8 protein-coding genes and 1 pseudogene are annotated in these 8,053 nt (G+C 62.1%); 8 read left to right on the top strand and 1 reads right to left on the bottom strand.

What is annotated here, in order from left to right; all coding sequences use genetic code 11:
• Window positions 1-505 precede the first annotated feature (505 nt).
• The 6 genes and pseudogenes from AAEZ08_RS21910 to AAEZ08_RS21885 all read left to right on the top strand — a co-directional run.
• Window positions 506-1,345: pseudogene (locus tag AAEZ08_RS21910) on the top strand (PA0069 family radical SAM protein); the annotation flags it as partial.
• A 284-nt stretch (window positions 1,346-1,629) separates the two neighbouring features.
• Window positions 1,630-1,896 carry a hypothetical protein gene (locus AAEZ08_RS21905; RefSeq protein WP_102821139.1) on the top strand — a complete coding sequence of 89 codons (267 nt, stop codon included), beginning with the start codon at window positions 1,630-1,632 and terminating at the stop codon, window positions 1,894-1,896.
• A gap of 237 nt (window positions 1,897-2,133) precedes the next feature.
• Window positions 2,134-3,267: a cytochrome c oxidase subunit II gene (coxB, locus tag AAEZ08_RS21900; RefSeq protein WP_003284443.1), complete on the top strand. Its 1,134-nt coding sequence runs from the start codon at window positions 2,134-2,136 to the stop codon at window positions 3,265-3,267.
• A gap of 12 nt (window positions 3,268-3,279) precedes the next feature.
• The gene (gene ctaD / locus AAEZ08_RS21895; RefSeq protein WP_500125124.1) at window positions 3,280-4,917 is read left to right on the top strand and encodes a cytochrome c oxidase subunit I; all 1,638 of its coding nucleotides are present in this window, start codon (window positions 3,280-3,282) and stop codon (window positions 4,915-4,917) included.
• 64 nt (window positions 4,918-4,981) lie between these two features.
• Window positions 4,982-5,557: a cytochrome c oxidase assembly protein gene (locus tag AAEZ08_RS21890; protein WP_500125123.1), complete on the top strand. Its 576-nt coding sequence runs from the start codon at window positions 4,982-4,984 to the stop codon at window positions 5,555-5,557.
• Window positions 5,554-6,450 carry a cytochrome c oxidase subunit 3 gene (locus tag AAEZ08_RS21885; protein ID WP_045633655.1) on the top strand — a complete coding sequence of 299 codons (897 nt, stop codon included), beginning with the start codon at window positions 5,554-5,556 and terminating at the stop codon, window positions 6,448-6,450. The genes AAEZ08_RS21890 and AAEZ08_RS21885 overlap by 4 nt, the downstream gene beginning before the upstream one ends.
• Before the next feature lie 20 nt (window positions 6,451-6,470).
• Here AAEZ08_RS21885 and AAEZ08_RS21880 read toward each other — a convergent pair whose 3' ends face one another.
• Window positions 6,471-6,674, bottom strand: a complete 204-nt coding sequence (locus AAEZ08_RS21880) for a twin transmembrane helix small protein (protein ID WP_045633654.1) — start codon at window positions 6,672-6,674, stop codon at window positions 6,471-6,473.
• A gap of 71 nt (window positions 6,675-6,745) precedes the next feature.
• Here AAEZ08_RS21880 and AAEZ08_RS21875 point away from each other — a divergent pair, with 71 nt between their 5' ends.
• Window positions 6,746-7,483 carry an SURF1 family protein gene (locus AAEZ08_RS21875; protein WP_045633653.1) on the top strand — a complete coding sequence of 246 codons (738 nt, stop codon included), beginning with the start codon at window positions 6,746-6,748 and terminating at the stop codon, window positions 7,481-7,483.
• Window positions 7,458-8,036, top strand: a complete 579-nt coding sequence (locus AAEZ08_RS21870; RefSeq protein ID WP_500125122.1) for a PA_0111/PP_0108 family redox-active disulfide protein — start codon at window positions 7,458-7,460, stop codon at window positions 8,034-8,036. Before AAEZ08_RS21875 ends, AAEZ08_RS21870 begins: the two co-directional genes overlap by 26 nt.
• Window positions 8,037-8,053 lie beyond the last annotated feature (17 nt).

Here is an 8,053-nt window from a genome sequence, read left to right as displayed (position 1 = left end):
CTGGTAACAAAATCAGCAATCCGCCCTGGGTCAAATTTCAATCGGCAGGGTGGGTCAATTTTCCATCAGCGCCAACAATGCGGCATCTCGGATCCCTCCTGTGGGCAGTAAGTGATAAGCGTAGGCCACCTTTGACTTCATGCAAGCTCATGCCTGGCGGGGGCGCTTTGTTTAATCGCTTGCCCGAGCTTTGCACATCACTAATGCCTGTTTCAGAGCTTAGGCAGGCATCCCCTTTGACCAGATCGGAAACTGAATCGAATGACGGCTTGTTGCCGATTCACTATCCGCTGCCATAAACCTATGACGTAGTGGCAGGTTCGACGCTGGTCGAGGCTTGTTAAGGAGCCGGCATCTGCTGTTAGCTGGGCAGCCAATCCCGATGAGCCCGTTGGCCCTAGGTCACGCCGCGGATGCGATTCATGTCTGTTAGACCCGGTATTTCTACCTCTCCCTGGTGATACCTTCACACATCGGTGTCTAGGGGTTGACTTAATGGATAAGGCATGGTTGCATCTACTGTTTCGCCCGCCCCAGCCATGCCTATTGGGATTTGTCGCCAGGTATCGATTTCGAGACCCGGCTGATTGCCAAGACCAACCTTGCCGAGTGCCTGGAACAGGAGCTGAGCAGACCGAGCTACGTACCGCAGCCCATCGCGCTGGGGGTGAATACCGATGCCTATCAGCCGCTGGAGCGCGAACAGCGGCTGACCCGCCAGGCACTCGAGATTTTGCTGCGTTTCAAGCATCCGGTGCACATCATCACCAAGGGCTCGCTGGTGCTGCGCGATCTGGACCTGCTGGTGCCGTTGGCCGAGCAGCGACTGGTCAGTGTTTCGGTCAGCCTGACCACGCTGGATGACGAACTCAAGCGCATCATGGAACCCCGTGCTGCCTCGCCCGCCGCGCGGCTGCGCGTGTTGCGCACGCTGCATGAAGCCGGCGTGCCGGTCAGTGTGATGTGCGCGCCGATGATCCCGATGATCAACGACATGGAGCTGGAGCGCCTGCTCGAAGCGGCACGCGAAGCGGGTGCAGTGTCGGCGGGTTATGTGCTGCTGCGCCTGCCTCATGAGGTAGCCGAGTTGTTCGAGGGATGGTTGACCGAGCATTTCCCGCAGCGTGCCGCGCATGTGATGAGCCTGGTGCGCCAGTCACGCGGTGGCAAGGACTACGACAGTCGCTTCGGCAGCCGCATGCGCGGCGAAGGCCAGTTCGCCGAGCTGCTGGCCCAGCGCTTCCGCCTGGCCTGCAAGCGCCTGGGCTTCAATCGTCGCGAACAGAATGCGGGGCTCGATTGCAGCCGCTTTGCTCCGCCGGGGCAGCAGATGAGTTTGCTCTAGCGGCGGGGCTGAGGGCGCTCACAGCGGCCTGTACGCAGGGTGGATCGCGCTTTACCGATCCACGGGTGGCGATTCACCGAGTGCCGCTCCATCGGGTGGCGCTCCACCGGGTGGCGCTCCACCGTGCGGCGACTACCAAGTGGCGGCGCGGTGGATGTAAAAAGCGACATTTGCCCTACGAGCTGGCGGGTTTTCCCACGGCAATATGGAACTCTCCCGGGTGCGCATCGCACCAATCAAGGTCGGAACGGACGCCCGGTTTCGTTCTTGGTGTGGGAGGCAATATGGATTGGATCGACCTGCTGCAATGGCCGGCGATGGTAGTCACCGTAATCGCGGCGTGGCTGATCGGCTCGCTGCGGCCCGGCCGCCGGACGCTCGGTTTCTGGTGCTTTCTGCTGAGCAACCTGCTCTGGGTAATCTGGGGTTGGTACTCCAGTGCCTGGGCGCTGATCGTTCTGCAGATTTGTCTGGCGTTGATGAACATTCGTGGCGTGAAGAAGAGCGATGGCAGTGCCGCAAGGTCCGAAGCAGCGGTGGAAAGCCCTTGAATTGCCAGTCGGCAATCGCTGTCTATACTCCGAAGCGTAGGGGTACTTGAGTGCAATCCGACTGTGCGTGCAGGCGAAGGATTGGCCACTGGAGTCTCGGTGGCGCAGCCAGAGCAGATCGGTCTGATCGAAAACGTAGCTGATACCACCGGGGCCAAGGCTTCAGGCCCGGATCAGCCGATTATCGGCGGAGCGAAGCGGTCGGCGGGAAAACAAGAATCATAAGGGGAACCCGCAATGTCTCGACATCCACGCATCTGGATGGGGCTTGGGCTATCGGCATTATTTGGCCAGGCTCAGGCGGCCTGGGACGTGAACATGCGCGCCGGCGCTACCGACGTCAGCCGTTCGGTATTCGACCTGCACATGACGATCTTCTGGATCTGCGTTGTCATCGGCGTGCTGGTATTCGGCGTGATGATCTATTCGATGGTCGCTCACCGCCGCTCCAAGCGTCAGCATTCAGCCAACTTCCATGAAAACACCCGCGTCGAGGTGCTCTGGACGGTCATCCCGCTGCTGATTCTGGTGGGCATGGCGATTCCGGCGACACGCACGCTGATCCATATCTACGACTCCAGCGAATCGGACGTGGACGTGCAGATCACTGGCTACCAGTGGAAGTGGCACTACAAGTACTTGGGCGAGGATGTGGAGTTCTTCAGCAACCTCACTACGCCACGCGAGCAGATCAACAACCAGGCGCCCAAAGGCGAGAACTATCTGCTGGAAGTCGATGAACCACTGGTGATTCCAGTTGGTGCCAAGGTGCGCTTTCTGATCACCGCCGCGGACGTCATCCACTCCTGGTGGGTGCCGGAACTGGCGGTCAAGAAGGATGCCATTCCCGGCTTCATCAACGAGTCATGGACTCGTGTCGAGCAGCCCGGCATCTACCGCGGCCAGTGCACCGAGCTGTGCGGCAAGGACCACGGTTTCATGCCGGTGGTGGTGGAGGTCAAGTCCGCCGAGGACTACGCCACCTGGCTTGGCGAGAAAAAAGCCCAAGCCGCCAAGGTTGCAGAGCTGACCAGCAAGGAGTGGACGCTGGCGGAGCTTTCCGAGCACGGCCAGAAGGTTTACCAAACCGCCTGCGCGTCATGCCACCAGGCGGGCGGCGAAGGCATTCCGCCAATGTTCCCGGCACTCAAGGGCTCGCCCATCGCCACCGGCGACATCGAGGCGCACATCGACATCGTCGTGAACGGCAAGCCGGGCACCTCCATGGCGGCCTTCGGCAAACAGCTGTCGGAAGTCGATCTGGCAGCGGTCATCACCTACGAGCGCAACGCCTGGGGCAACAAGACCGACGACATGGTCACGCCGAAAGACGTGCTCGACTTCAAACAGGCCGAAGAAGCCACCCAGTAAGAGGATCAGGTGATGAGTGCAGTGATCGACGACCATGGTCATGTCGGGCATGACCACCACCACGGGCCGGCGAAGGGGCTTTCGCGCTGGCTGCTGACCACCAATCACAAGGACATCGGCTCGATGTACCTGTGGTTCAGCTTCGCGGCGTTCCTGCTAGGCGGCTCGATGGCGATGGTGATCCGCGCCGAGCTGTTCCAGCCGGGTCTGCAGATCGTGCAGCCGGAATTCTTCAACCAGATGACCACCATGCACGGCCTGATCATGGTGTTCGGCGCAGTGATGCCGGCTTTCGTCGGCCTGGCCAACTGGATGATCCCGCTGATGATCGGCGCGCCGGACATGGCCCTGCCGCGGATGAACAACTTCAGCTTCTGGCTGCTGCCGGCGGCCTTCGGCCTGCTGGTCTCGACGCTGTTCATGGAGGGCGGCGGGCCCAACTTCGGCTGGACCTTCTACGCGCCGCTATCGACGACCTACGCGCCAGAGTCGGTGACCTTTTTCATTTTTGCCATTCACCTGATGGGCATCAGCTCGATCATGGGCGCGATCAACGTGATCGCCACCATTCTCAACCTGCGCGCGCCGGGCATGACGCTGATGAAGATGCCGCTGTTCGTCTGGACCTGGTTGATCACCGCCTTCCTGCTGATCGCGGTGATGCCGGTGCTGGCCGGCGTGGTGACCATGATGCTGATGGACATCCACTTCGGCACCAGCTTCTTCAGTGCCGCCGGGGGCGGTGACCCCGTGCTGTTCCAGCACGTGTTCTGGTTCTTCGGCCACCCCGAGGTGTACATCATGATCCTGCCGGCGTTCGGCGCAGTCAGCTCGATCATCCCGGCGTTCAGCCGCAAACCGCTGTTCGGCTACACCTCGATGGTCTACGCGACCGGCGCCATCGCCTTTCTCTCGTTTATCGTCTGGGCACACCACATGTTCACCGTCGGCATCCCGCTGACCGGCGAGCTGTTCTTCATGTACGCGACCATGCTCATCGCGGTGCCAACCGGGGTGAAGGTGTTCAACTGGGTGTCGACCATGTGGCGCGGCTCGCTGACCTTCGAGGCGCCGATGCTGTTCGCCGTGGCCTTCGTCATCCTCTTCACCATCGGCGGCTTCTCCGGGCTGATGCTGGCCATCGCACCCGCGGACTTCCAGTACCACGACACCTACTTCGTGGTGGCGCACTTCCACTACGTGCTGGTTCCGGGAGCGATCTTCGGCATCTTCGCCTCGGCCTACTACTGGCTGCCGAAGTGGACCGGGCACATGTACGACGAGACCCTGGCCAAGCTGCATTTCTGGATGAGCTTCATCGGCATGAACCTGGCGTTCTTTCCGATGCACTTCGTCGGCCTGGCCGGCATGCCACGGCGCATCCCCGACTACAACATGATGTTTGCCAACTTCAACATGGTCTCCAGCGTCGGCGCCTTCATGTTCGGCGCCACCCAATTGCTGTTCCTGTTCATCGTCATCAAATGCATTCGCGGTGGCGCACCGGCGCCAGCCAAGCCCTGGGACGGTGCCGAGGGGCTGGAATGGAGCGTGCCCTCGCCGGCGCCGTACCACACCTTCCAGACACCACCAGACATGAGCGACGTGCACGAGCACCGCAAAGGCACCGGCGGGGAGCTGACGCCGTGAGCAGGCATCAGAGCTTGGCTGGGGGTTGCCGGGCCGCCCGCAGCCGTCAATCGGGGAGGCTGCCATGAACGAGTCCCTACCCACCCGGCGCCTGGTCCGCCGCCTGCTGTTCGTCGTGGTCGCCATGTTCGGTTTCGGCTTTCTACTGGTGCCGATCTACGACGTCATGTGCCAGGCCTTCGGCATCAACGGCAAGACTGCCGGTGCCTACACCGGCGTGCAGAGCGCCGATGAAGCGCGCGCGGTGCGGGTGCAGTTTCTTGCGACCAATGCCGCCGGCATGCTTTGGGAATTCGGCCCGCAAGCCGATCAGGTCAGCGTGCACCCGGGCGCCAGCCAGGAAATCCGCTTCGTGGCCTACAACCCGACCGACAAGCCGATGACCGCCCAGGCGATTCCCAGTGTCTCGCCGTCGCGGGCGGCGGCCTACTTCCACAAGACCGAATGCTTCTGCTTCACCCAGCAGGTCTTGCAGCCGGGCGAACGCATCGAAATGCCCGTGCGTTTCATCGTTGATCGCGACCTGCCCACCGATGTGCACAACCTGACCCTCGCCTACACGCTGTTCGACATCACATCCCGCCAGCCGCCGGTCGCTGCCAATGGCACGCCGGTCTCGGCCAAGGAGAGTCTGCAATGAGCCAACAGACCACCCACGAGCAGTATTACGTTCCCGATCAAAGCAAATGGCCGATAATCGCCACCGTTGCCCTGCTCATCACCTTCTATGGCCTGGGCAGTTGGTTCAACGACCTCAAGGCCGGGCGCGACGAGTCCAGCGGGCCAATGATCTTCTTCGTCGGCGCGCTGCTGATCGCCTACATGATGTTCGGCTGGTTCGGCGCCGTGGTGAAGGAGAGCCGTGCCGGGCTGTACAGCCCGCAGATGGACCGCTCCTTCCGCTGGGGCATGAGCTGGTTCATTTTCTCGGAAGTGATGTTCTTTCTCGCCTTCTTCGGCGCGCTCTTCTACATCCGTTACTGGGCCGGCCCCTGGCTCGCCGGCGAAGGCGACAAGGGCGTAAGCAACATGCTCTGGCCCAACTTCGAGTACACCTGGCCGCTGCTGAACAACCCCGATCCAAAACTCTACCCGGCACCGGAAGGCACCATCAGCGCCTGGGGCCTGCCACTGATCAACACCATCCTGCTGGTGACGTCCAGCTTCACCCTGACCTGGGCGCACCACGCGTTGCGCAAGAACAACCGCCAGCATTTGAAGATCGGCCTGGCGCTGACCGTACTGCTCGGCGTGGCATTCCTGATCCTGCAGATCGAGGAGTACGTGCATGCCTACACAGAGCTCGGGCTGACGCTCGGATCGGGCATCTATGGCGCGACGTTTTTCATGCTCACGGGCTTCCACGGCGCTCACGTAACCATGGGCGCGATCATCCTCACGGTGATGCTGGTACGCGTCCTGCGCGGACATTTCACGCCGGAACAGCATTTCGGCTTCGAGGCCGCAGCGTGGTACTGGCACTTCGTCGATGTGGTGTGGATCGCGCTGTTCGTCTTCATCTACGTGATCTAGCGAGCAGCTGAGGGGCGTTGCTAGAAACCGAACGACGGCCGCAGCTGCCCAGTATAGAAACCCCAGCCGATCAGCGCAACGGTCAGTGCGCTGAGGCTGACTCGAATGAACAGGGCCGTGGCGACACGGGAGGTGCGGCCCTCGTCTTTGACCAGAAAAAACATCCCACTGAACAGACTGACCAGCGTGGCCACTAACAACAGAACGATCGCCGCCTTGAGCATGAGCGATTCCACGACAGGGGTATTTGGGGGTGGAGTATAGCCAGCCGTATCGAGACACCTGGGCGCCGGCCATGAACGGCTTCAGGCCGGGGTGGCTGCCTACCCTGCTGGTCCTCAGCATGCTGCCGGTGCTGGTGTGGCTGGGGTTCTGGCAATTGGAGCGCGGCGAACAGAAGCGCGAGTTGCTGGAGCGTCAGGAGGCACGTCTGCAGGCCGCGCCGCTGTCGCCGGATCAGATCGAGCGATTGACCGACCCGGCCTTCGCCCGCGTGCATCTGCAAGGCCGGTTCGACGCCGAACACAGCTTCCTGCTCGACAGTCGCACCCGCGACGGCCAGGTGGGCATCGAGCTGCTGCAGCCCTTCCAGGATGAACTCAGCGGCCGCTGGGTGATGGTCAACCGTGGCTGGATACCTTGGCCGGATCGCCGTGTGCCACCGGCCTTCGATACGCCGACGCAGCCACTGAAGCTCGCAGCCTGGGTCTACGTGCCACCCGGCAAACCCTTCATCTTCAGCCATCGCACCGCCGAGGGCTGGCCGCGGCTGATCAATCATGTCGACATCCAGGCGATGTGGCAGCAGGCCGGCCGCGAAGGCGTGATCCACGAACTCCGTGTCGAGCCTGGCCCAAGCGCCTACCGCGCCGACTGGGCGATCACCAGCATGAGCCCATCGCAGCATCTGGGTTATGCGGTGCAGTGGTTCGCGCTGGCCGGTGCGCTGCTGGCACTGTTCATCTACTTCGGCGTGCATCAGGCACGGGAGAAGCACAGTGGAAACGATGAATCCAACCCTTGCCGGCCATGAGCCGAAACGTGGCCGCGGCCGGCTGCAACTGCTGCTGATCATCGGCGTGGTTTTGGGGCCGATGCTGCTGGCCTCGGCGATGTATCGCTTCGGTTTCTGGGTGCCACAAACCCGCAGCTACGACGGCGTACTGATCGCCAACGGCCAGGACCGCGCGGCCATCGGCGTGACTGCGGCCGATCCCGAACGGCGCTGGGAGCTGCTGGTTACGGCCCCGCAAGGCTGCGAAGCGCAATGCCAGGAGCTCATCTACCTGGCCCGCCAGATCAATATCGGCCTGGCCCGCGAGGCAGCCCGGGCCAGCCACGCCCTGGCCAGCTCAACGGCCCTGGATGAAGCCTACGAGCAGCGCCTGAGTCGCGAATATCCGCAGCTGCAGCGTCATGGACTCGACGCCAGCGTGTATGCACGTAACCCCGACGCACCAGCAACGCCGCAGCTGTGGATCGTCGACCCGCACGGCAACCTGGTGCTGCGCTATGACGCCGATGCAGACGGCAAGGCGATTCTCGACGACCTGAAATACCTGCTGAAGATCTCGCAGATCGGCTGACGCACTCTGCCGCTTCG

Origin of the sequence: Pseudomonas sp. E45-MNA-CIBAN-0222, assembly GCF_040310405.1 — a bacterium.
GTDB lineage: Bacteria > Pseudomonadota > Gammaproteobacteria > Pseudomonadales > Pseudomonadaceae > Stutzerimonas > Stutzerimonas stutzeri_AC.
Note: the sequence above shows the minus strand (reverse complement) of the source record. Positions and strands in the feature narration are given on the sequence as shown.